Annotated in this window: 20 protein-coding genes; 14 read left to right on the forward strand and 6 right to left on the reverse strand. The window is 46.0% G+C overall.

The features are described from left to right. The 10 genes from ccmA to AC6I7V_RS04070 all read left to right on the forward strand — a co-directional run bounded on the left by ccmA (position 1) and on the right by AC6I7V_RS04070 (position 7,991). Positions 1–618: a cytochrome c biogenesis heme-transporting ATPase CcmA gene (ccmA, locus tag AC6I7V_RS04025; protein WP_032549639.1), complete on the forward strand. Its 618-nt coding sequence runs from the start codon at positions 1–3 to the stop codon at positions 616–618. A 1-nt stretch (position 619) separates the two neighbouring features. After that, on the forward strand, positions 620–1,288 hold the full coding sequence (gene ccmB / locus AC6I7V_RS04030) for a heme exporter protein CcmB (protein ID WP_255231166.1): 669 nt from the start codon (positions 620–622) through the stop codon (positions 1,286–1,288). 136 nt (positions 1,289–1,424) lie between these two features. Next, complete coding sequence (locus AC6I7V_RS04035; RefSeq protein WP_255231165.1) at positions 1,425–2,165, forward strand: heme ABC transporter permease; 741 nt, start codon at positions 1,425–1,427, stop codon at positions 2,163–2,165. A 15-nt stretch (positions 2,166–2,180) separates the two neighbouring features. Next, the gene (gene ccmD / locus AC6I7V_RS04040; protein WP_032549636.1) at positions 2,181–2,387 is read left to right on the forward strand and encodes a heme exporter protein CcmD; all 207 of its coding nucleotides are present in this window, start codon (positions 2,181–2,183) and stop codon (positions 2,385–2,387) included. After that, positions 2,384–2,866: a cytochrome c maturation protein CcmE gene (gene ccmE, locus AC6I7V_RS04045; protein WP_498011375.1), complete on the forward strand. Its 483-nt coding sequence runs from the start codon at positions 2,384–2,386 to the stop codon at positions 2,864–2,866. Before ccmD ends, ccmE begins: the two co-directional genes overlap by 4 nt. After that, entirely contained in the window at positions 2,863–4,833 is a 1,971-nt protein-coding gene (locus AC6I7V_RS04050; protein ID WP_255231163.1) for a heme lyase CcmF/NrfE family subunit, read from the forward strand. The genes ccmE and AC6I7V_RS04050 overlap by 4 nt, the downstream gene beginning before the upstream one ends. Next, positions 4,833–5,384, forward strand: coding sequence for a DsbE family thiol:disulfide interchange protein (locus AC6I7V_RS04055; RefSeq protein WP_255231162.1), 552 nt, complete (start codon positions 4,833–4,835; stop codon positions 5,382–5,384). Before AC6I7V_RS04050 ends, AC6I7V_RS04055 begins: the two co-directional genes overlap by 1 nt. After that, positions 5,381–5,866 carry a cytochrome c-type biogenesis protein gene (locus tag AC6I7V_RS04060; protein WP_498011376.1) on the forward strand — a complete coding sequence of 162 codons (486 nt, stop codon included), beginning with the start codon at positions 5,381–5,383 and terminating at the stop codon, positions 5,864–5,866. Before AC6I7V_RS04055 ends, AC6I7V_RS04060 begins: the two co-directional genes overlap by 4 nt. Further along, complete coding sequence (gene ccmI / locus AC6I7V_RS04065) at positions 5,866–7,086, forward strand: c-type cytochrome biogenesis protein CcmI (protein WP_498011377.1); 1,221 nt, start codon at positions 5,866–5,868, stop codon at positions 7,084–7,086. Before AC6I7V_RS04060 ends, ccmI begins: the two co-directional genes overlap by 1 nt. A gap of 116 nt (positions 7,087–7,202) precedes the next feature. Further along, on the forward strand, positions 7,203–7,991 hold the full coding sequence (locus tag AC6I7V_RS04070) for an MlaA family lipoprotein (RefSeq protein ID WP_498011378.1): 789 nt from the start codon (positions 7,203–7,205) through the stop codon (positions 7,989–7,991). 78 nt (positions 7,992–8,069) lie between these two features. Here the strand turns inward: AC6I7V_RS04070 and AC6I7V_RS04075 are convergent, their stop codons facing one another. The 4 genes from AC6I7V_RS04075 to AC6I7V_RS04090 all read right to left on the reverse strand — a co-directional run bounded on the left by AC6I7V_RS04075 (position 8,070) and on the right by AC6I7V_RS04090 (position 12,457). After that, positions 8,070–9,323 (reverse strand): outer membrane protein transport protein, encoded by a 1,254-nt coding sequence (locus AC6I7V_RS04075; protein WP_498011379.1) that lies wholly within the window; start codon positions 9,321–9,323, stop codon positions 8,070–8,072. 298 nt (positions 9,324–9,621) lie between these two features. Further along, complete coding sequence (locus tag AC6I7V_RS04080; RefSeq protein ID WP_498011380.1) at positions 9,622–10,890, reverse strand: outer membrane protein transport protein; 1,269 nt, start codon at positions 10,888–10,890, stop codon at positions 9,622–9,624. A 297-nt stretch (positions 10,891–11,187) separates the two neighbouring features. Further along, entirely contained in the window at positions 11,188–11,916 is a 729-nt protein-coding gene (locus AC6I7V_RS04085; protein ID WP_498011381.1) for a DUF3379 domain-containing protein, read from the reverse strand. Continuing rightward, entirely contained in the window at positions 11,909–12,457 is a 549-nt protein-coding gene (locus tag AC6I7V_RS04090; protein ID WP_255231154.1) for a sigma-70 family RNA polymerase sigma factor, read from the reverse strand. Before AC6I7V_RS04090 ends, AC6I7V_RS04085 begins: the two co-directional genes overlap by 8 nt. Positions 12,458–13,010: 553 nt before the next feature. On the opposite strand from AC6I7V_RS04090, the gene fadI reads away from it, so the two are divergent. Continuing rightward, positions 13,011–14,318, forward strand: coding sequence for an acetyl-CoA C-acyltransferase FadI (gene fadI / locus AC6I7V_RS04095; protein ID WP_255231153.1), 1,308 nt, complete (start codon positions 13,011–13,013; stop codon positions 14,316–14,318). Beyond that, complete coding sequence (gene fadJ, locus AC6I7V_RS04100) at positions 14,318–16,519, forward strand: fatty acid oxidation complex subunit alpha FadJ (protein WP_498011382.1); 2,202 nt, start codon at positions 14,318–14,320, stop codon at positions 16,517–16,519. The genes fadI and fadJ overlap by 1 nt, the downstream gene beginning before the upstream one ends. 244 nt (positions 16,520–16,763) lie before the next feature. On the opposite strand, the gene AC6I7V_RS04105 is transcribed toward fadJ, so the two are convergent. Beyond that, positions 16,764–19,541, reverse strand: a complete 2,778-nt coding sequence (locus AC6I7V_RS04105; RefSeq protein WP_498011383.1) for an insulinase family protein — start codon at positions 19,539–19,541, stop codon at positions 16,764–16,766. A 303-nt stretch (positions 19,542–19,844) separates the two neighbouring features. Here AC6I7V_RS04105 and sixA point away from each other — a divergent pair, with 303 nt between their 5' ends. Continuing rightward, positions 19,845–20,309, forward strand: coding sequence for a phosphohistidine phosphatase SixA (gene sixA / locus AC6I7V_RS04110; RefSeq protein ID WP_498011384.1), 465 nt, complete (start codon positions 19,845–19,847; stop codon positions 20,307–20,309). A 145-nt stretch (positions 20,310–20,454) separates the two neighbouring features. Here the strand turns inward: sixA and smrB are convergent, their stop codons facing one another. Further along, complete coding sequence (gene smrB, locus AC6I7V_RS04115; protein WP_498011640.1) at positions 20,455–20,946, reverse strand: endonuclease SmrB; 492 nt, start codon at positions 20,944–20,946, stop codon at positions 20,455–20,457. Positions 20,947–21,048: 102 nt separating this feature from the next. Here smrB and prmB point away from each other — a divergent pair, with 102 nt between their 5' ends. After that, a complete protein-coding gene (gene prmB / locus AC6I7V_RS04120; RefSeq protein WP_498011385.1) occupies positions 21,049–21,981 on the forward strand; it encodes a 50S ribosomal protein L3 N(5)-glutamine methyltransferase in 933 nt (310 codons plus the stop codon). Positions 21,982–22,097 lie beyond the last annotated feature (116 nt).

Here is a 22,097-nt window from a genome sequence, read left to right on the forward strand (position 1 = left end):
ATGTTAGAAGTCTCAAATTTAACCGCTATTCGTGACGAAAGAGTTCTCTTTGAATCTCTGTCTTTTCAACTTAAAGCTGGCGAACTCGTTCAGGTTGAGGGAAGGAATGGTACAGGCAAGACGACACTACTTAGGATCATCACCGGATTAGGCGATCGAGACGAAGGCACCATTTCATGGGATGGCCAGTCCATAGAGTCCAATCGCGATGCTTACCATCAAAACCTACTGTTTCTTGGACACCAAACCGGTGTCAAGCGTGAGCTCAGCGCTTACGAGAACTTAAGCTTTTACCAATCTATTCATAGTGGTAAGGCAAGCAAAGAAGAGCTGTATGGTGCTCTTGCTCAGGTTGGTTTGGCTGGGCGAGAAGATGTGCCAGCAGGACAGTTGTCCGCAGGTCAGCAGCGCCGCGTTGCATTGGCTCGTTTATGGTTAAGTAAACAGATGTTGTGGATCTTAGATGAACCATTGACAGCAATTGATAAGCAGGGTGTGAAAGTTCTCGAGAATTTGTTTTCGCAACATGCAGACAACGGCGGAATTGTGCTTCTCACAACGCACCAAGATATGTTCGCTGACAGCCCGAAACTAAGAAAAATAAAGCTGGGTGAATAATATGATCACTTCAATGACAATGATTATCCGACGTGAGCTTCTTATTGCGTTTCGTCGTCAGGCCGATATTTTCAACCCGTTGTGGTTCTTTATTATCGTCATCACCCTATTTCCTTTGAGTATTGGTCCGGAGCCAAACCTTCTTGCGCGTATCTCTGCAGGTATCGTTTGGGTGGCTGCTCTGTTATCAGCGCTGCTCTCACTTGAGCGTCTTTTCCGTGATGATTTTCAGGATGGGGCACTAGAGCAGATGATGCTCATGCCCATCCCGTTGCAGTTGGTAGTATTGTCCAAGGTCATAGCACACTGGTTATTGACTGGTTTACCATTAATTTTAATTAGCCCACTTTTGGCTGTTCTACTATCGCTGGATTTTGATACATGGCTTTCGGTGGTGTTGACTCTGTTGGTCGGCACGCCCGCGTTGAGTTTTATTGGTGCTATTGGTGTTGCACTTACGGTTGGGTTGCAAAAAGGGGGCGTGTTGTTGAGTTTGCTCATTCTCCCGCTGTATATCCCAATTTTGATTTTTGCGACCTCGGCAATTGATGCGGCAGCACTAGGTGTTGCGTATAACGGTCAACTGGCCGTGTTAGGTGCAATGCTCATGGGTGCGATGACGTTAACGCCTTTTGCTATTAGTGCCGCATTACGTGTGAGCGTGAACTAATTAAACAGATTGCGGTGTGAACTAATTGACACCATTGGACTCATAGAGTCGCCATGCACCAAGCAACCATAAATAAATTATAATAATTATAGCTCTTATAGCTGTAAGTAATATGAAGTAAAAGTGAGATTACAACATGTGGAAATGGCTCCATCCCTATGCTAAAGCGGAAACGTCTTATCAGCTTGCTGGTAAACTTCTGCCTTGGTTCTCAGTTCTAGCACTAGTGTGTCTATCCGTCGGTACCGTTTGGGGGCTTGCATTTGCCCCTTCCGATTATCAACAAGGCGATAGCTTTAGAATTATCTACATTCACGTACCATCTGCGATTTGGTCGATGGGTGTCTACATGTCGATGGCGATTGCAGCCTTTATCGGTCTTGTATGGCAGGTGAGATTGTCGGATATGGCATCTCTGGCAATGGCGCCAATCGGTGCTGTGTTTACTTTTATTGCGCTTTTGACTGGTGCAGTTTGGGGTAAGCCAATGTGGGGCGCTTGGTGGGTATGGGACGCGCGTTTAACATCCGAACTGATCTTACTATTTTTGTACTTGGGCGTTATCGCTCTACACCACGCTTTTGATGATCAGAAAACAGCGGCAAAGGCAGCAGGTATTCTTGCGATTGTCGGTGTGATTAACCTACCTATTATTCACTTCTCAGTAGAGTGGTGGAACACACTGCACCAAGGTGCAACGATCACTAAATTCGATAAGCCATCGATCTCAAGCGATATGTTGTGGCCACTGCTTCTCAATATTTTCGGTTTTGCATTCTTCTTCGGCGCTGTGTTGATGGTTCGTTTCCGTAATGAAATCATCAGCAAAGAGGGTCATCGTCCGTGGGTCCGCAAACTAGCGGCCGAAAAAGCGTAATCGGGGTAGGTAATTATGTATTTTGAATCTCTTAGTGATTTCTTTGCGATGGGCGGTTACGCCTCTTACGTTTGGAGTGCATTCGGAATCACTTTTCTTGCGATGATCATCCTGCTGGTAGTCAGTGTTCGTCGTGGTAAACAATTGCTCAATGAAGTACAAGCTAAAGTTGATCGTCAGGCGCGAATCGACGCAGCGAAAAAAATGGAGAACACTCTATGAACCCAAGGCGTAAAAAGAGACTGGGGATTGTCCTAGCTATTTTTATTGGTATTAGTGCAACTGTCGGCTTGATGGTTTATGCACTGAATCAAAACATGGATCTGTTCTACACACCAACGGAATTGGTAAACGGTAAAGGTGGTCATAAGCCAGAAGTAGGTCAACGCCTGCGTATTGGCGGCATGGTTGTTGTTGGCTCTGTTAAGCGTGACAACGAATCTTTGCGTGTGAGCTTCGACTTAGCGGATGTTGGCCCTAAGGTAACCATTCTTTACGATGGTATTCTTCCTGATCTTTTCCGTGAGGGACAAGGTATTGTTGCTCAGGGCGTATTAAAAGATGCGACGACTATCGAAGCGTTTGAAGTTCTAGCGAAGCACGACGAAGAGTACATGCCTTCTGAAGTTGCTGAAGCGATGAAAAAGACACATGAGCCTTTGCAATACTCGACTGAACAAAAAGAAGGAAGTGCTAAATGATAGCCGAGATCGGCCACTTTGCCATGATCCTATCGCTAGGATTGGCATTGTTGCTGAGTGTGCTCCCACTCTATGGAGCCGCTCGCAACAACACTTTGTTGATGAACAGTGCTCGCCCACTTTCTTGGGGCATGTTCATCTTCCTAGCGATTTCGTTTTTTATCCTATGTTACGCGTTCTACACCAACGACTTTACGGTTCAGTATGTCGCGAGTAACTCAAATAGCCAGCTTCCTTGGTACTACCGTATTACGGCAGTATGGGGGGCACACGAAGGCTCACTGCTGCTTTGGGTGTTAATCCAAGCAGGTTGGACTGTTGCGGTAGCGGTGTTTAGCCGTGGTATGCCACAAGAGTCGGTAGCGCGTGTTTTGGCGATCATGGGTCTGATTACTGTCGGCTTCTTGCTGTTCATCATTGTGACCTCGAACCCGTTCCTGCGTACTTTGCCATTCTTCCCAGTTGACGGTCGTGACCTAAACCCGCTTCTTCAAGATCCAGGTTTGATCATTCACCCGCCAATGCTTTACATGGGCTACGTAGGCTTTTCGGTTGCATTCTCTTTTGCTATTGCATCTCTAATAAGTGGTCGTTTGGATACGGCATGGGCGCGTTGGTCTCGCCCTTGGACAATTGCGGCTTGGCTCTTCCTAACGCTAGGTATCGCACTAGGTTCATGGTGGGCTTATTACGAACTAGGCTGGGGCGGCTGGTGGTTCTGGGATCCAGTAGAAAACGCATCATTTATGCCTTGGCTAGCGGGTACTGCACTAATGCACTCTCTCGCTGTGACAGAGAAGCGCGGTACATTTAAAGCTTGGACAGTACTGCTGGCAATCTCAGCATTCTCATTGAGCTTACTGGGTACTTTCTTGGTTCGTTCAGGTATCTTGGTATCGGTTCACGCCTTTGCATCGGATCCTGCTCGCGGTATGTTTATCTTAGGCTTCTTAGTCTTTGTTATTGGTGGTTCTTTACTCCTGTTTGCTGTGAAAGGCGCAGCAGTACGAGTTCGTGGTAACTTCGACCTTGTTTCTCGCGAGAACTCACTGCTTGCGAATAACGTGCTACTTATTGCCGCGCTGGTGGTGGTACTCGTCGGTACATTGCTACCACTTGTGCACAAACAGATTGGTCTTGGTTCAGTCTCTATCGGTGCTCCATTCTTCGATATGCTGTTCTTCTGGCTGATGATTCCATTCTCATTCCTACTTGGTATCGGTCCACTGATCCGTTGGAAACGCGACAACTTGTCTAAGCTCGCGAAACCGATGGTTGTATCCGGTGTGCTGTCACTTGGTTTGAGCTGGTTGATGGTAAGCTTACTGGCTGAATACTTCAGCGGTACGGCGTTTGCTGGTTGGCTAATGGCGTTCTGGATTATCTTCATGCACGGTTTCGAGCTGCATGAACGAGCAACGCACCGCCACAGTTTCTGGACGGGTGTGACTAAGATTCAGCGCAGCCACTGGGCGATGATGTTAGGTCATCTTGGTCTTGCTGTAACTGTTATCGGTATCGCTATGGTGCAAAACTACAGCATCGAGCGTGATGTGCGTTTGGCTCCAGGTGAGTACTACCAACTTGAAGAGTACGATTTCTACTTTGCAGGTGTTCGTGACAAAGATGGTCCGAACTATGATGGTTACATCGCTGATTTTGAGATCACTAAAAATGGTAAGTACATCAACACATTGCACGCGGAGAAGCGTTTCTACACTACCGCTAAGTCTATGATGACAGAAGCTGCGATTGATCGCGGCGTGACTCGTGACCTGTACATTGCGATGGGTGAGCGTCTAGACGACAACAAATCGTGGGCTGTGCGCATTTACCACAAACCGTTCGTTCGTTGGATCTGGGCTGGCTCTTTGATCATGTCGATTGGTGGTGCGATTGCGATCAGTGACCGCCGTTACCGATTCCGCAAGCCAGCGAAAAAGACAGCCAAGAAGCAGGAGGCTTAATGAATAAGAAGATACTTTTCATTCCATTGATTGCTTTTATGGCATTGGCTGTCATTTTTGCAACTCAGCTTGTTCGCAACCAGTCGGGTGATGACCCGACTAAGCTTGAATCAGTATTGATTGGCAAAGAAGTGCCTGAGTTCCGTCTAGAAGACCTAGCAGAGCCGGGCAAACTGTACGACCAAGCTATATTCAAAGGTGAACCTCTACTGCTAAACGTTTGGGCGACATGGTGCCCAACGTGTTATGCAGAGCACTCATATCTGAATAAGCTAGCGGCGCAAGGCGTTAAGATCATCGGCTTGAACTACAAAGACGATCGGACCAAAGCGGTAGGCTGGCTGAATGAGCTTGGTAACCCTTATCTTATCAGCTTGTTTGATGGTAATGGCATGTTAGGTCTAGACCTAGGCGTGTATGGCGCTCCAGAGACTTTCCTAATTGATGCGAACGGCGTTGTTCGTTATCGCCACGTTGGTGATGTAAACCCAACTAACTGGGCATCGACCCTTGAGCCTATGTATCAAGACTTGTTGGAGGAAGCAAAATGATGAAACACGCACTGATTGCGCTGTTAGCAACGTTTGCTATCTCTCTGACAGCGACTGCGGCTATTGAGGTTCATGAGTTTGATAACTTGCAACAAGAGCAGCAGTTCAAAAATTTGAGCAACACGCTGCGTTGTCCAAAATGTCAGAACAACACCATTGGTGATTCGAATGCTGAACTGGCAGTCGACCTGCGTCAAAAAGTGTATGAGATGACGAAAGAGGGCAAGTCTGAGCAAGAGATCATCGATTACATGATCGCCCGCTACGGCAACTTTGTAACTTACAATCCACCACTAACGCTAGCAACATCAATTCTATGGGTTGGGCCATTTGCTGTTGTGGTATTTGGTTTTGCACTGATTGTACTGCGCAGCAGAAAGTCGAAAGCGAAAGCCGTAGAGTCAAATGACGACTGGGATGCAGATAAAGAAGCACGTTTAAAAGCGTTACTCGATGAAGAGAACGACGGAGACAAGAAGTAATGACTCTATTTTGGATTTCTACAATTATCCTTTCATTCGCTGCTGTCGTGTTGATTGTCTTGCCATTTGTGAACAAGAAAGCCAACAATGATGAAGCGCTTCGTGATGAATTGAACAAGGCTTTCTATAAAGATCGTCTTGATGAGCTAGAAGTTGAAGCGGAAGAAGGTTTAGTTGATAACCAACAAGAGCTGATTGCTGATCTTAAGCAGTCTCTTCTTGATGATATTCCAGCAGAAAAGGCGACCAAGAAGACGCAGATTTCAACCGCTGTTGTGGTTGTGCCGTCTGTGCTGATGGTAATCGCGCTTAGTTACGGTATGTACTTTCAATTTGGTGCGATGGACAAGGTTCAGCACTGGCAACAAGTGAGTGCAAATCTACCGGCTCTGTCTAAGAAGTTGATGTCTGCAGAGGGCAGTGCGCTGACGGATGATGAGTTGGAAGACTTAACGCTTGCACTTCGTACCCGTCTGCATTATCAGCCTAAAGATTCGACGGGTTGGTTATTGTTAGGTCGTATCGCACTAGCAAACCGCGATGCGCAAACGGCAATCGATGCAATGGAGCGCGCTTATAAGCTTGAACCAAATAACGAAGATGTTCAGTTAGGTTTTGCACAAGCCTTGATGCTATCTCCAGATGAAGCGGAACAGAACCAAGCTCGCCTACTACTGAGCCGTTTGGTACAGAAGGACTATGTCGACTTGCGTGTGTTCTCGCTACTAGCGTTTGATGCATTTGAGCGTCAAGACTACCCGTCAGCGGTGAAATACTGGAGCATCATGCAACAGATGATCGGTCCGCAAGACAGCCGTTACGAGATGTTATCGCGCAGCATCGAAAGTGCTCAGAAAAAAATGGGTAACTTGATGGGCGTAGCGGAAGGTAAGAGCGTTGCTGTCACTCTAAATCTGGGTGAGCACGTTAACGCCGATCCTGATGCTGTCCTTATTGTATCAGTACACAGGGCAGATGGTTCTCCTATGCCGGTAGCCGCAGCTCGCTACCCATTAGGTGCATTCCCTCGTACCGTTGTGCTGGACGATGGCAATAGCATGATGGAAGGCATCAAGCTTTCTAGCCTTGAAGCTCTGATGGTTCGCGCTAGGCTTGATACAGATGGTAACGTGGCAACTCGCGAAGGCGATTGGTACGGTGAAAGTGAAGTAGTAGAGCTTGGCTCGCCAGTCACACTGAGCATTGATCAACAGTATTAATCAGCGAATTGCATAGGCGTGGCTATTCCGATTTCTTTTGAAACGTTATAGACTTACGCAAACAATTGAGGCCAGCGATTGCTGGCCTTTCTCTTATTCCTTATGGAAAAGGTGTTATGTCTATCAGCGCTTTAAGACTTTCTAGCTTAATTCTAGCGGCCAGTATTATGGTCGGGTGTTCTAGTGTCCCCGATGAAGAAGTGGCCCACTCAGAAAACCAAGCAACCACAGAGTATGAAGCTGAATCGCATCCTAATGACCCTTTTGAAAGCTTCAACCGCGCGATGTGGGATATCAACTACGAGTATCTTGACCCATATCTAGTGCGCCCTGTGTCTCTTGCTTATGTTAACTACACGCCAGTTCCTGTGCGTACCGGTATCTCTAACTTTCTAGCCAACTTGGATGAGCCAGCCAGTATGGTCAATAATCTGATCATGGGTAATGGTGAAAAAGCGCTTGATCACTTCAACCGCTTTTGGATTAATACCACCTTTGGTTTGGTTGGTCTGATCGATATTGCGAGTGAAGCGGGTATCACTAAGTATGACGATAAGTCTTTCTCTGATGCTATCGGTCATTATGGGGTAGGTAATGGTCCGTACTTCATGATTCCGGGCTATGGTCCTGTCACCACACGTGAAGTAACAGAGCAGGTTGATGGTCTCTACTTACCGCTCTCGTTATTGAATTTTTGGGCAAGTCTAGGGAAGTGGGCGTTCGAAGGTATGGAAACACGTGCTCAGTTAGTATCGCAAGAAGCGTTACTCGATGACTCTCCAGATCCTTACGCTCTGACACGTGATATCTATATACAGCGTCGTGATTTTAAGGCAGAAATTGAGCCTGAAGCGGTTGATCTAGAGGAAGAAGATTTAATTGATGACTATTTGGAAGATTTTTAACGCATAGTCTAATTAAGTTGATATAAAAAAGCTCGGAAACTTCCGAGCTTTTTTGATCTTGCTTTGTATTAGAGTAGCTTAGAAGCGGTAGTTCGCTTGAACACCGACTAGCCAGATGCTACCGGAGACTTCGCCTTCGAATGAGCCGCCGAAAGGTGCTGACGCTGCATCGTCCTCTAGCATCTTCGCATCTTTCGCTAGGATATAAGTGAAGCCCGCATCTAGAGTAAGTTGCTCAGACCATTGGTAACCAGCACCGATACTTAACCAAGTACGATCCGTCTCAGGGATTGTCGCTGTACGGTGCTCTTCGCTTACAGCTGACGTGTCGTAAGCAATACCTGAACGCAGAGCTAGCTTTGGTGTCATTTGGTAAGTAGTACCGATCGCAAATCGGTAGTTGTCTTCCCAGTTTTCTTCTTTGATTAAGCTCGAAGGCTCGCCAGGGAAGTCTGCTACTAGCTCTTTGAAGCTACTCCAGTCTGTCCAGTTAATGCTTGCGTGTACTGCTACTGTGTCTGATAGCTGATGGAAAGAAGCGATTTCAGCTGTCGCTGGTAATGCGAGATCCATAGAGCCAGGTTTGTGCGCATTTGAGTCTGCTCTGTTAAAAGCAAAGCCTTTCGCATATCCCTCAAGCGTCAGGTCAACTTCAGATTTGTAGGTAAAGCCTAGGCGGTTGTTTTCATTGATCTGCCATGCAGTACCAACTTGCCAGCCCCATGCCGTGTCATCACCTTCCATGTACTTTAACGTTGTACCTACAGGTAAGGTAGCAGCTGCTGTAGCACCGAAGCTACCTTCAGCCATTACATAACGAATACCACCGCCTACAGATACATTATCTAGGACTTGGTAAGCTGCGTTTAGGTTCAGCTCCATGCTGATTACGCTTGCTTCGTTGCCGTGGTTAGCGCCAGCAAAATCTTTACCTAGGTCAGTTTCCATACCGTAGTTAGTACCCGCAGCGAAGCCGATTGCTAACTTTTCTGAATACTTGTGAGATACGTAAAAGTTAGGAATCACAGCGCTGTGGGCAAAATCTTTGCTGCTTGCTGGAGTATTTGCGCCAGACGTACCTTCGAGATCGATGTTCGGATCAACATAGATTGCACCAACAGAAACTTGTGTGCCTTCTAGGTATGTCAACATTGCAGGGTTGCGCCATTGTGCGCCAGCATTGTCTGCCATTGCTGCTTCACCTGCGTATGCACGACCAAGTCCAGTTGCAGAGTATTCTGCGAGTTGGAAGCCTGCAGCCTGTGTTACGCCAGATGTAGAAAGTAAACCAACTGCCACTGCAGTAGATAGAAGAGTCTTATTCATTTTCATTATTATGTTCGCTGAATCATAAGTATCAAGGTCAATGATTTTACTTTTAGAGCTATTACTTTAAAAATGAAATTCGAATAAAACACAGTTTTAGGTATTAAATGATTAAAATTTAACTATTGGCAGTCAAAAAAACTGAATGTTTCGATGGTGTTACGGATTTTGAGCGTACACTTGTAGTGATATAACGGTGATAGAGGATACAGGTGTAAGCTTAATTGGGAGAGAATTGAGCTGTTTAGACAATAAAAAAGGGTCGCTAGTCGCGACCCTTTGAGGTTTTTAAGCTTAGCTTTGATTAGAAGCTGCGGCTGTATTGTAGACCCATTAGGATCGCATCTGCATGTGTTGTTGCTGAGATAGAGGAAACAACAGAGGTTGATTCATTCACTTTCACATCATCGCCCATTAGGTAGGTGAAACCAAAGTCTACGTTAGACTTCTCGTTGATGTGGTAAGTGAAACCTGCTGAGAACCACTGACGATCTGAATCAGGAACCGAGATTGAAGTGATTTCGTCTTGCGCGCTTGTGTCGTACATGTAACCCGCACGTAGTGTCCAATCAGTGTTTAGGTAGTATGTACCACCAATAGAGTAGTGCCAGCCATCTTGCCATTCGTAATCATTCAGAACACCGGCATCTTTAGCTTCTAACTTGTCGAACGAGCTCCAACCGATCCATTGAACAGAGTAGTGAACAGCAAACTTGGTGTCTTCAATTTTGTGGTAACCAGAGAATTCAAGAAGGTCAGGTAGAGGCATATAAAGAGTATCGTTCTTATACTCAGTGCCTTGGTAGCTAATATCGCCTTCAGCTTCAAGTTCTGGAGAGTAATGGTAAGCTAGACCAAAACGGTTGTTTTCGTTTAGTTCGAATACCGTACCTACGTTGAAACCAAGTGCCCAACCATCAGCTTCCGCATCTAAAACTGTTTGGCCAGCTTGTGGAACACCAGGTAATGGTGGGGTTCCTACTTGAGAGCTCATTGTACGCTTTAACTCACCTTTACCGTAGATTAGGTCTAGGCCTGCACCAAAGCTCCACTGCTCGTTCAAACGGTATGAACCAGCTAAACCAAAGTTGACACTTTTCACGTCTGTCAGGCCGCCGTACTCACCACCAACGTAATCATCACTGAACTCAGTTTTAGTACCAAAGTTTGAGTATGCGTTAAAACCAACTGCAAACTTTTCGTTGATTGGAACAATAAGGTGGATATTAGGTGCAATAGAAGTATCACCAGCATCGTCATAATCAGCATTGCTAGGATTGCTTCCCATAAAACCTTTGTAAGTCGCATCTTTTACTTCGATCATTGAAGTGATGCTTTCAAAACCTAGAGAAAGAGATGTTTCATCAAATAGCGCCATTGCTGCTGGGTTACGTGCCATTACTGACGCGTTATCTGCGATTACTGCATCACCAGCGAAAGCACGGCCGATACCTGTTGCTGATTGTGCGTTAAGTTGAAAACCTGCTGCCATTGCTTGTGAAGAGGCGAGTGTAATTGTCGTAATTGTCGCTGCTAAGAGAGACTTTTTAAACAGACGCGTGTTGTTTGTCATTTATTAATTCCTTTATGTATCCGCCTCTACAGGGCGATTTATTTGAGCTTTTGCTCAATGGGGCTGATCCTAAGCGTAAGTATAGAGTATACAAATCCGACCATTGAAAAATTTGAGCATAAAATTACGGAAATGACGCCTATCTGACACGAAAATGGTAGGAAACGCTGTTTTTTAGAGTTTTAACTCTAGCGTTATATTTTCTGTGAATGATTGAGGTTTTATCTACAAAACAAAGCCCAGCAATATCAGTGATATAGTGCTGGGCTCAGTGTTTACGGGCGTTTGACGAGCAGGTTAGCTCATCGGTTTGATCATTTTAGATAACTTTTCTGCAATTTTGTCGACATCTTCACCTTCCATGCCAACGAGTATCAAACTGCTGTTATCGATAGGGGTAATAGAACCAGACATACCATCTTCTTCGAAGTTTTGGCTTTTGTCTGAAGGTATCCCCGTTAAAAACAGCGTGACTTTGCCTTTTTCGCCTTGGAATACCATGTGCATGGCATTGGATTTACCAAAGCCGCAGTGGTTTAGGTAATAGACGTGATATGGGAAAGTATCATCAAATTGGAACGCGAATGGGTTCATCTTAGTATTGATTTGCTCAGACGATACATTCTCATCCAATACTTCAACAAACGGTTTTTCAGTGACCACATGTTTCAGAGCCGTATCCGCTAAGCTCGCTTGAGCAGGAGACACAAGTGCATTGCCCCAATTTATCTGTCCCACGAGTAACCCAGCGACAAACGCAACCGATGCGGCCATTGCCATTGCACGGCGAGCAAAAGTAGGCTTAACCACTTTACTCTCTTCATAAGAGGTTTGATTGAACAAGATGCGATCGGCAAGATCGTCAGGCACATCGACGTTCATGGCTGAATGAATTTGCTTATCGAGAGCAAGAACATCATCCAAAAATTTACTGTTTGCCTCACTGTTTGCTGCAGCATCCATGATGTCTTGATTTCGTTGTTTCGGTTCCGACAATATACGACGACGGAATTCTAAATCATCCATTATGTTGCCCCCTTTCTGCCTCTTCTGAATCCAACATCTCTTTGAGCTGGTTTCGCGCCCTAAATAATCGTGTCATTACCGTATTTTTATTTAGCTCCAAGACCTCTGCGATCTCTTCACCACTGAACCCACCGATCACCTGAAGAAAAAGAGGTTCACGGTAATCAACGTCTAATTTCATGATCTGGGCTTGAAGCCACTGGTGCTGGTGATGTGGGTCATCACTGACTTTAGCATCGTTGCCGTGGTCATCAATATCAACCAGATCAAACTGTTTGCGCTCAAAACGTCGGGCGTTTTCACGGCGTAAAATCGTGATTAGCCATGATTTCGCTGCTTTTTCATCTTGTAGGCTGTCTAATGACTTCCAAGCCCTTAGGCAAGTTTCCTGCACTAGATCCTCGGCAATGCTTTTGTCTTTACATAACCAATAGGCGTAGCGAAATAGGTCTCGATGATAAGCACGCACGAGCGCTTCGTATTTTCTTTGTTTGTCCATATCAGAGTTGACCGGACGCTTGGCAGTTTTCTTTCCAAACATATTTATTATCGACACATGAGCCTCCATATTCGCTCTGTGGATAGAGTGTCTTTGTTCGTTGTGCTTTGTTTTCTATGCTGTAATCAATTGGAGGAGGTAAAATCACATTAAAATTGATCTACTTCAAAATCTGAGACTTCGAACAGGCTATAGTACATCTTGTCGTCTAGTTAGCCTTATGGCTAGCATGTTGAGCAAGACGACACTTCCTTTTGAAGGCTGACTTTACTTTCTCCTAATCAGGAAACTGATTATTTTCAATTGGCGTAATGTTAATTGCTTTAAAACATTCCAACCACACAGTTCTGTGTGGTTTTTTTTTGCCTCAACAACTCAATAAGCAACACAACTCTTATGTTTCGCAAATGGTTGTTCTTGCATTTAGTTTAGCGCTTATTTGAGCCTTAATAATCTGAAAGGTTCGATTCAACATCACACTTCTTGTCAATGCCCGCTTTCTACCCGTGTCACGTTTATTTAAACGGCCGTTTGATTAAATTAACAACTTCTTTACAATGTGTCAGGTCAGACCTCTTACACTTAAGGAGAAACCATGGGCAAACAGGAAGTCAAAACTCGTTCGGGAGAGCGTGTTGCCGTTGTCGCTGGATTACGAACCCCATTCGCTCGCCAAAGTACAGAATTTAGTCAAGTGCCTGCGGTAGATCTAGGAAAAATGGTCGTGAGCGAAATGCTTGCGAGAACAGATATTGACCCTGCGCTGATTGAGCAGGTGGTATTTGGTCAAGTGGTTCAAATGCCAGAAGCGCCAAATATCGCGCGTGAAATTGTGCTGGGTACAGGAATGAACATTCACACAGACGCTTACAGTGTGACGCGTGCTTGTGCGACAAGTTTTCAAGCCGCGGCTAATGTTGCAGAAAGTATCATGGCAGGCACCATTGATGTGGGCATTGCGGGTGGTGCAGATTCGTCATCTGTGCTGCCGATTGGTGTGTCGAAGAAACTTGCGGCTAACCTACTTGCTCTGAGCAAAACCAAAACGCTAGGCCAAAAACTAAAAATACTAAAAAGCCTATCAGTGAAAGATTTAATGCCAGTTCCACCAGCGGTCGCTGAGTATTCTACCGGCTTGTCGATGGGACAAACGGCTGAACAGATGGCAAAAACGCATGGTATTTCGCGTGAAGAACAGGATGCGCTCGCTCACCGTTCACACTCTCTAGCTTCTCAAGCTTGGAAAGACGGCAAGATCCAAGATGAAGTGATGACAGCTTTCCCTGCACCTTATAAGAAGTACATCTCAGAAGACAACAATATTCGCCATGAATCAACGCTAGAGGGCTACGCCAAACTGCGTCCAGCCTTTGACCGTAAATACGGCAGTGTGACGGCAGCAAACGCGACACCACTAACCGATGGTGCAGCAGCGGTTATGTTAATGCGCGAAGGCAAAGCAAAAGAGCTTGGCTTAGAAGTGATGGGCTACATTCGTGGTTTCGCTTTCTCAGCAATCGGTGTTGAGACCGACATGCTCATGGGGCCAACTTACGCGACTTCAAAAGTGCTAGAGAATACAGGGTTAGAGCTGTCTGATCTGACGCTTATCGATATGCACGAAGCGTTTGCAGCACAAGCTCTAGCGAACGTGAAAATGTTTGCAAGTGATGAATTTGCTCAGCAAAACCTTGGTCGAGGTAAAGCGATTGGTGAAATCGATATGGACAAGTTCAACGTTCTCGGTGGTTCCATCGCTTATGGTCACCCATTTGCCGCAACTGGGGCACGTATGATGACGCAGACTCTGCGTGAACTAAAACGTCGTGGCGGTGGTTTAGCGTTGAATACAGCGTGTGCCGCTGGTGGTCTAGGTGCAGCAATGATCTTGGAGGTAGAGTAATGTCTAATAATGCTGAAGTGAACACAGAAAACGAAGTTGCTATCAATAATGAGTCAGCTCCAGCGTCAGCAGAGAAGGCGTTCTCGCTGAGCATCGATGACCAAAACATCGCTTGGTTAGCGATTGATGTTCCAAATGAAAAAATGAACACGCTACAGGCCGCCTTTGCTGAAGAGATGAAGAGCATCTTTGAACAGCTCAAAGAGAAGCAAAATAGCGTTAAAGGTTTGATTGTTCACTCTTTGAAACCTGACAACTTCATTGCCGGCGCCGATGTTCGAATGCTAGACGCGTGCACCAGTGCCAGTGAAGCTGAATCGTTAGCAAGACAAGGTCAGGAGATGTTCCAAGAGCTGTCTGACTTGCCATATCCGGTAGTGGCTGCGATTCACGGCCCATGTCTAGGTGGTGGTCTAGAGCTCGCTCTGGCGTGTGACTACCGAGTTTGTACTGATTCCGATAAAACTCGTTTAGGTCTTCCAGAGGTGCAGCTTGGTTTGTTACCGGGCTCTGGCGGCACGCAACGTTTGCCTCGTTTAATCGGCTTATTACCATCGCTGGATCTTATTTTAACGGGTAAGCAGTTACGTGCGAAAAAGGCGAACAATCTAGGTGTTGTTGATGCTTGTGTGCCTGAAACTATTCTATTGAAAGTCGCGCAAGACTTCGTTGAGAAGAACTCAGGTAGCAAGAAGGGCAAACGCCTTGCGTCGAAGAGCCAAGCTTCGACCAAAGAGAAATTGATTTCGCGTAACGGTTTGGGCCGTAAGGTTATTTTCGAACAAGCTGCGAAGAAGACCAACCAGAAAACACGCGGTAATTACCCAGCGGCTGACGCGATTCTTGACGTGATTCGTTATGGTCTAGAGCACGGTTTCGATAAAGGTTTGAAATACGAAGCGCAGCGTTTCTCTGAACTGGTAATGAGTGAGGAGTCTAAAGCGCTACGCTCTATTTTCTTCGCAACAACAGAAATGAAGAAAGAGCATGGTGCCGATGCTGAGCCAAATCGCGTTAACCGTGTGGGTGTGTTAGGTGGCGGCCTAATGGGTGCGGGTATCAGTCACGTAACAGTTGCCAAAGCTAAGGTGCCAGTTCGTATTAAAGATGTATCGAACGATGGTGTTCTGAACGCTCTGAATTACAACTACAAGTTGTTCAACAAGCAGAAAAAGCGCCGCATCCTGAGTCGCGCAGGTCTGGAAAGCAAAATGCTCCAACTGTCAGGTGGGATCGATTTTACTAGCTTCAACCATATTGATGTGGTTATCGAGGCTGTATTCGAAGATCTGGATCTTAAGCAGAAAATGGTCGCGGATATCGAAGAAAACGCCAAGCCTGAAACCATCTTTGCCACTAACACCTCGTCTCTACCGATCCATAAGATTGCAGAGAAAGCAGCGCGTCCTGAGAATGTTGTCGGTCTTCACTACTTCAGCCCAGCAGAAAAAATGCCGTTGGTTGAGGTTATTCCTCATGAAGGCACGTCAGATCAGACTATCTCAACAGTGGTTGCTTTAGCTAAGAAGCAAGGCAAAACGCCTATCGTGGTAAAAGACAAAGCGGGCTTTTACGTAAACCGCATTCTGGCGCCATACATGAACGAAGCGGCTCACCTTCTGCTAGCGAATGAGCCTATCGAAAAGCTCGACAGTGCGCTGCTTGATTTCGGCTTCCCTGTAGGGCCAATTACTCTGTTAGATGAAGTGGGCGTAGATATTGGCGCGAAAATCATGCCGATCCTTGTCAATGAGTTGGGTGACCGCTTCCAAGGTCCTGATGTGTTCGATGTTCTACTGAATGATGACCGTAAAGGGCGCAAGAGCGGCAAGGGTTTCTACACTTACAAAGGTAAGAAGAAAGAGGTCGACAAGTCAGTCTACAAACTTCTGAAACTTCAGCCTGATCCTAAGTTGAGTGATAACGATATCGCGATGCGTTGCGTGTTACCAATGCTAAATGAAGCGGTTCGCTGTCTCGATGAAGGCATAATTCGCAGCCCACGTGATGGCGACATCGGTGCTATCTTCGGTATCGGTTTCCCTCCGTTCCTAGGTGGTCCGTTCCGTTACATGGATCAAATTGGCGTGAAGTCGCTGGTTGAGATGATGAACGACTTTGCTGTGAAGTACGGCGATCGTTTCGCTCCGTGTGATGGTCTACTGACTCGCGCCGGTCTGGATGAGCCGTTCTATAAGTAGAGTGGTATAAATTTATGACAAAGCCCGCATCCATTGACGATGCGGGCTTTTTGTTTGGTGTTCGCAATAAGCATATTCCCGACTTAATCCTTCCTCCGTCTCGGAAATGACGGTAAAAGTTCGAGAAAAAATGACGTCATCTCCTAAAGCGACGAAGGAGCGTAGTAGGCGATCTCTTTTAGCGCGAGATAGTTTAAAAAAGGTTGATACGTTGACATCAACCTCTGTATTCACTGGCTATGAATTAACCGAGTTCTGTATCTTTCGGGCGCAGCTGGAACTCTTCAATAGAGCCAATCTCAACGCCCATAGACAGCGGTGGTTCTTCTTGATGAGCGTTGCCCTGAGCATGCATAACCAAGCGGTTAGCGGTGCGTGGTTTGAGTTGGTTAACCACAAAACGAATCATGTCGCTACGTGTTAACTCTTTTAGCTCTTCCAGTACACGTTCACGCTGGTTGAAGTCGGTATCTTTATTGCCGATTGCGACCCATAGGCGCTGAGCACGACCACGTAATGTTGTGTCAGGTGTCGATATCTGATTCCAAAGCCCGCGCTTACTGCTGTGCCATTGATAATCATTGAGCTCTAACAGCACCATGTAGAAAGCATTAAGAAACTCGTCGATGGATGCAATCAGGTCAATAGGGGCGGCATTAGGTGATTGTACATAGAGCACGATACCGGGGTGGCGGTTGAGTGGCATGTTGCCAGTACCAACCATATACCCAAGCTGCTGCTTGGTGCGAATTTCATGGAAGAAGGTGGCCGACATCAAATGGTTAGCCAAAGAGTAGAGCGCGATGCTTTGTGGCGAAATGTCAGGACATTGGTAGTAAACCACAATCGCAGAATCGTCTTGGTTGCACACTACTTCGCGTTGGAAACTGCCATTTTCCCCAAGCATAATCAGTGGTCGCAATGACTCTTCGTACGCTTGGTCTTTGACTCTTAGCGCATCTTTCAGTGATTCTGCCATCTGCAAGGCATCGTCTTGACGCCAGTCACCGTAAACAAACATTTCGACATGCAGTTCGGCTAAGATGGCTTGCACGAATGAGGAGAGCTCATCCACTTCGATGGTTTCTAACGCTTCAATTAACACTGAGTAGGGTGGGTTGTTCGGTTGCAGCAACCCAGTCATCGCGTTAAATAGCTGCGAGATAGGGCGATCTTGCGACGCGTTGCTCCAGCTTCTAAGCAGTTGGCTCTTAATCGTTTCAAAGCGAGTAGGGCTGAACTGGCGAGATGCAAAACGCTCCAGAATCATATTCAGAAGCTGCGGTTGCTTACGGCTAAAGCCAGAAATCGTCAGTGTTACGCCGCCTTGATGGGTATACATGTTGTATCCCATTCCGGCAATTTCAGCTTGATATGTCTCTTTTTCGAGCGAATCTAAGAACATTTCGACGCACAATCGCGTCTTAACAATGTTCCTAGGACTTGCCACAGAGTGAGGGCTATCGATCGCGACGTAAACCACACCTTTAGGAACGCGAAATTCGGTGTCTTGTAGGTGCCACAGTTTAAATCCGTCTAGCTCTTGCAGAAGAGTTGGGTGAGTTTTGTGCTCTTCAAGCTCTGCAGGATCTAAGTCATAGCAGATGAATGGGTTTTTCCCCGGTAATTCAAACTCCCATCCAGGGTTAATGCGTTGGAAAGCTTGTTTCTGCTCCTTAGTAAAAGGCCGCACCGAGTAAGGAGTGAAATACCATTTTGCTTGACGATCGTACTCAAGCCCATGAGCAACCAAGGTTGAACGCATGTTTTCAACAGTGAAATGCTTGAGTAAAGAGAGCTGTAATGCTTCATCGTAACATTCCATTTTGTAGTCGCCGTAGACTACGTCCTGTTCTGGATAGTGTTGCATGTTCATCACAAGGTGGCTAACAACATCCATTGGACGAGCAGGCTCTTGGAAGCGGAATGCTGATTCTAGAACCGCGCGTTTTTCAAGGTAGCGCCACTCCTGCATACCCTCTTTTTCAATCAGCTTAATGTATTGAAATACCGCTTGGGTGATCTCATCAACTTTGGTTAAACCTTCGACAGAGAGTGAACAGCTCACCGTGAAATCACGATAGTTACTGCCACTGGCTCCACCGCCGGCAGAAAGCGAAGTGATCCAACCCTTCTCTTTCAACTGCATCATCAGGCTGCCTTCGCCCTCATAGCCGAGTAAATGTGCAAAGAAGGAGAGGGGCTTAATGCTGTAATGCTCATCCATGCTTGGCATCGGGAAGGTCAATATCAGTTTGCGGATCTCTTTAATTGGTTCGACAAACACCTGAACGCCCGTGCTCTCTGGACCTACAATTGAAATGTCGACTTTTTTCCCTTGTCGCTGATGATTGACAATGCTGCTGAACCTTTTCTCAACCCAACTCTGCATGTGATCAAGAGGTTGATTACCCGACAAGGTCAGCGTCATTAAATCGGCGGAATATTGTTGCTGGTGGAAGTCCAGAATCTCTTGGCGAATGGTTTGTCCATTTCTATCTCCGAGCGTTTCAATGTTACCGACCGAAAACTTGGCGAAAGGGTGAGCCGGGTTGACTAACTCTTTGGTCACTTGATAGAGGCGTCGTGAGTCGTCATTGAGCTTCATTTTGTACTCAGAATCAACCGCTTGGCGCTCTTTATCCAGCGCTTCCTCATTGAATAACGGCGCGGTAAAGAACTGGCTGAAGCGGTCGAGCGCATTTTCAAACGCATCGAGTTCAACATCGAAAAAGAAACAGGTATGTTCGGTACCAGTCCAAGCATTATTGCTGCCACCATGTTGGCTAATAAAACTTTGGAACTCTCCGACCTTTGGATACTTTTCAGTTCCTAAAAAAAGCATATGCTCTAGGTAATGAGCCAAACCTTCTCGATCATTTGGGTCATCGAAGTGCCCGACATTGACCGCTAATGCGGCGGCGGCTTTTTGAGCGTGTTGGTCATGAACAAGTAACACTCTTAAGCCATTATCAAGCGTTAAATAGCGGTATTGGTGTTCGTCGTTTGGGCTTAGATGCACACGCGTGTCTCCAGAGAAGGTAGTGTTTAAATTATGTACCCGATGTAAATCGGTGCAAACCTTGTAATCCTATTTTGGGATATGAAGAGCTTTTTGTTGTTTTTGAACTCGATTTTATCGATTTTTATCAGTGATTTATTATCTTTTAATAAGATTGTTAAGAAAGTCGAACTCTTTGGCAAGTGACTTGGTATAATTATTTACAACGAACAAAGTTTCCATAACTTTAGAGTCACCCCTAAGTAGCGTTCAGGCAGTCAATTGATTGCTCAGCTTTTAACGGCTACATAGACAGGATAGAACATGAAAGTATTCATTATGCGTCACGGTGAAGCAGAGCATTTTGCAAACTCAGATGCAGAACGAGCGCTCACTAAGCGTGGTAAGAAGTTATCGCTTGCAGTAGCCCAAGCTGCCGCAGAACAAGGCGTAACTCATTTTGATAAAGTATTGGTCAGCCCATACTTGAGAGCGCAAGAGACTTGGTTAGAGATCTCGGAAGTGTTTTCTGGCAATAAGGTAGAAACGAGCGAAGACATCACGCCTTACGGTGATTCTGCACAGGTCTTCGATTACACCATTGCGATGGCTGAGGTTGAAAATCTGGAGAGTGTGCTGTTTGTGTCGCACTTGCCACTGGTGGGCTATTTAACAGCAGAGTTTGCCACTGGTATGACGCCACCTATGTTCCCAACGTCGGGATTGGTCTGTATCGACTTTGATTTAGAGACCAAAAAAGGTGAGCTAGCTTGGAATATTAACCCTTAATCGGTTATCTCTAAACTAAGCCATTCGCCAAAAGTCGAATAACGAAAAGGCACATCGTCGGATGTGCCTTTTTCTTTGTATCTCAATGTGTGTGACTATGCTTATCTGCACCCTTGCGTCTTAACGCTGATTGCAATTGGAGGCGTTATTTCTCAGGAATAGAGAGTAGAACGAGTAGTGCGCCATTACCACCGAACTCCAATGGAGCTTGGTGGAACGCAAGCACATCTGGATGCTGAGCAAGCCACAATGGTACTTTCTCTTTTAGAATGTGCTTACCAATACCGTGCTGCACAGAAGCACAAGAGACGCCCTCTTTCACACAGTGAGCAATCATCGCGCCTAATTCACGTTTGGCTTCTTGTTGAGTCATGCCATGCATATCGAGATAGACATCCGGTACATAGACACCACGACGCAGTCTTTTCACTTCGTACTTAGACACATCATCACGCGCGTAACGTGTCGGGCCATCTTCACTTAGGTGAGGGATGAACTCGTCCGAAAAATAAAACTCGCTGTCACTGGCTTGTCTGGCTGTTCGCGTAATTTCTTTTTGTTTGGTATTTCTTTTTGGCTGCTGGATTATGGTATCCTGTTGCAACTTTTTAACGCCCTTTACTGCTTCACTGAACAGGGCGAAATCGTCATCGAGATCGGTGTCTTTTTTTGCTCATCAGGTTATAATTTCTAAATTGAAATGTAATTAGCAGTATTGTAGCGCTTTTCGGAGATGATTTTGGATAAGATTTTTGTAGAAGAAGCGGTATCAGAACTACACACGCTTCAAGATGTGATTCGTTGGACTGTTAGCCGCTTTAATGCAGCGGGCCTATTTTATGGTCACGGCACAGATAATGCGTGGGATGAGGCGGTACAACTTATTTTACCAACCCTTTATCTGCCGATTGACGTTCCTTCGCACGTATTGAACTCTCGCCTAACCAGCAGTGAGCGTCTACGTATCGTTGAGCGCGTTATTAAACGAATCAATGAGCGCACACCGACTGCTTACCTAACCAACAAAGCGTGGTTCTGTGGCCTTGAATTCTTCGTTGATGAGCGTGTACTAGTGCCGCGTTCTCCAATTGGCGAGCTGATCGAAGCGCAATTCCAGCCGTGGCTGACTGAAGAGCCAACTCGCATCATGGACCTATGCACTGGCAGTGGTTGTATTGCGATTGCTTGTGCACATGCATTCCCTGAAGCGGAAGTGGATGCGATTGATATCTCAACTGACGCACTGCAAGTGGCTGAACAGAACGTTCAAGATCACGGTATGGAGCAGCAAGTGTTCCCAATCCGTTCAGATCTGTTCCGCGATCTGCCAAAAGAGAAGTACAACCTGATCGTATCGAACCCACCATACGTGGATGAAGAAGATATGAATAGCCTGCCAGACGAGTTCACTCATGAGCCTGAGCTAGGTCTAGCTGCGGGTACTGACGGTCTGAAGCTGGTTCGTCGTATTCTCGCTAACGCACCAGATTACCTAACGGACGAAGGCATCCTTATCTGTGAAGTGGGTAACTCTATGGTTCACATGATGGAACAGTACCCACACATTCCATTCACTTGGATTGAGTTCGCAAATGGTGGTCACGGCGTATTCATGATCACACGCGCTCAGATGCTTGAGCACGCTGATGAGTTCTCTATCTACAAAGATTAATTAACAGAACTCACGAATCTAAAGCCGTGCTGAACAGTGCGGCTTTTTTGTTTTTGGCGAGTCATGCTTGGTTTGTTTCTATCTTTGAATAAAAGCTTTGTTATTTTTCTATGGGG

Source organism: Vibrio sp. KUL70, assembly GCF_059725515.1.

Coding starts and splice junctions, on each gene's coding strand:
- ccmA (WP_032549639.1), top strand. CDS start 1: ATGTTAGAAGTCTCAAATTTAACCGCTATTCGTGACGAAAGAGTTCTC.
- ccmB (WP_255231166.1), top strand. CDS start 620: ATGATCACTTCAATGACAATGATTATCCGACGTGAGCTTCTTATTGCG.
- AC6I7V_RS04035 (WP_255231165.1), top strand. CDS start 1,425: ATGTGGAAATGGCTCCATCCCTATGCTAAAGCGGAAACGTCTTATCAG.
- ccmD (WP_032549636.1), top strand. CDS start 2,181: ATGTATTTTGAATCTCTTAGTGATTTCTTTGCGATGGGCGGTTACGCC.
- ccmE (WP_498011375.1), top strand. CDS start 2,384: ATGAACCCAAGGCGTAAAAAGAGACTGGGGATTGTCCTAGCTATTTTT.
- AC6I7V_RS04050 (WP_255231163.1), top strand. CDS start 2,863: ATGATAGCCGAGATCGGCCACTTTGCCATGATCCTATCGCTAGGATTG.
- AC6I7V_RS04055 (WP_255231162.1), top strand. CDS start 4,833: ATGAATAAGAAGATACTTTTCATTCCATTGATTGCTTTTATGGCATTG.
- AC6I7V_RS04060 (WP_498011376.1), top strand. CDS start 5,381: ATGATGAAACACGCACTGATTGCGCTGTTAGCAACGTTTGCTATCTCT.
- ccmI (WP_498011377.1), top strand. CDS start 5,866: ATGACTCTATTTTGGATTTCTACAATTATCCTTTCATTCGCTGCTGTC.
- AC6I7V_RS04070 (WP_498011378.1), top strand. CDS start 7,203: ATGTCTATCAGCGCTTTAAGACTTTCTAGCTTAATTCTAGCGGCCAGT.
- AC6I7V_RS04075 (WP_498011379.1), bottom strand. CDS start 9,323: ATGAAAATGAATAAGACTCTTCTATCTACTGCAGTGGCAGTTGGTTTA.
- AC6I7V_RS04080 (WP_498011380.1), bottom strand. CDS start 10,890: ATGACAAACAACACGCGTCTGTTTAAAAAGTCTCTCTTAGCAGCGACA.
- AC6I7V_RS04085 (WP_498011381.1), bottom strand. CDS start 11,916: ATGGATGATTTAGAATTCCGTCGTCGTATATTGTCGGAACCGAAACAA.
- AC6I7V_RS04090 (WP_255231154.1), bottom strand. CDS start 12,457: ATGTTTGGAAAGAAAACTGCCAAGCGTCCGGTCAACTCTGATATGGAC.
- fadI (WP_255231153.1), top strand. CDS start 13,011: ATGGGCAAACAGGAAGTCAAAACTCGTTCGGGAGAGCGTGTTGCCGTT.
- fadJ (WP_498011382.1), top strand. CDS start 14,318: ATGTCTAATAATGCTGAAGTGAACACAGAAAACGAAGTTGCTATCAAT.
- sixA (WP_498011384.1), top strand. CDS start 19,845: ATGAAAGTATTCATTATGCGTCACGGTGAAGCAGAGCATTTTGCAAAC.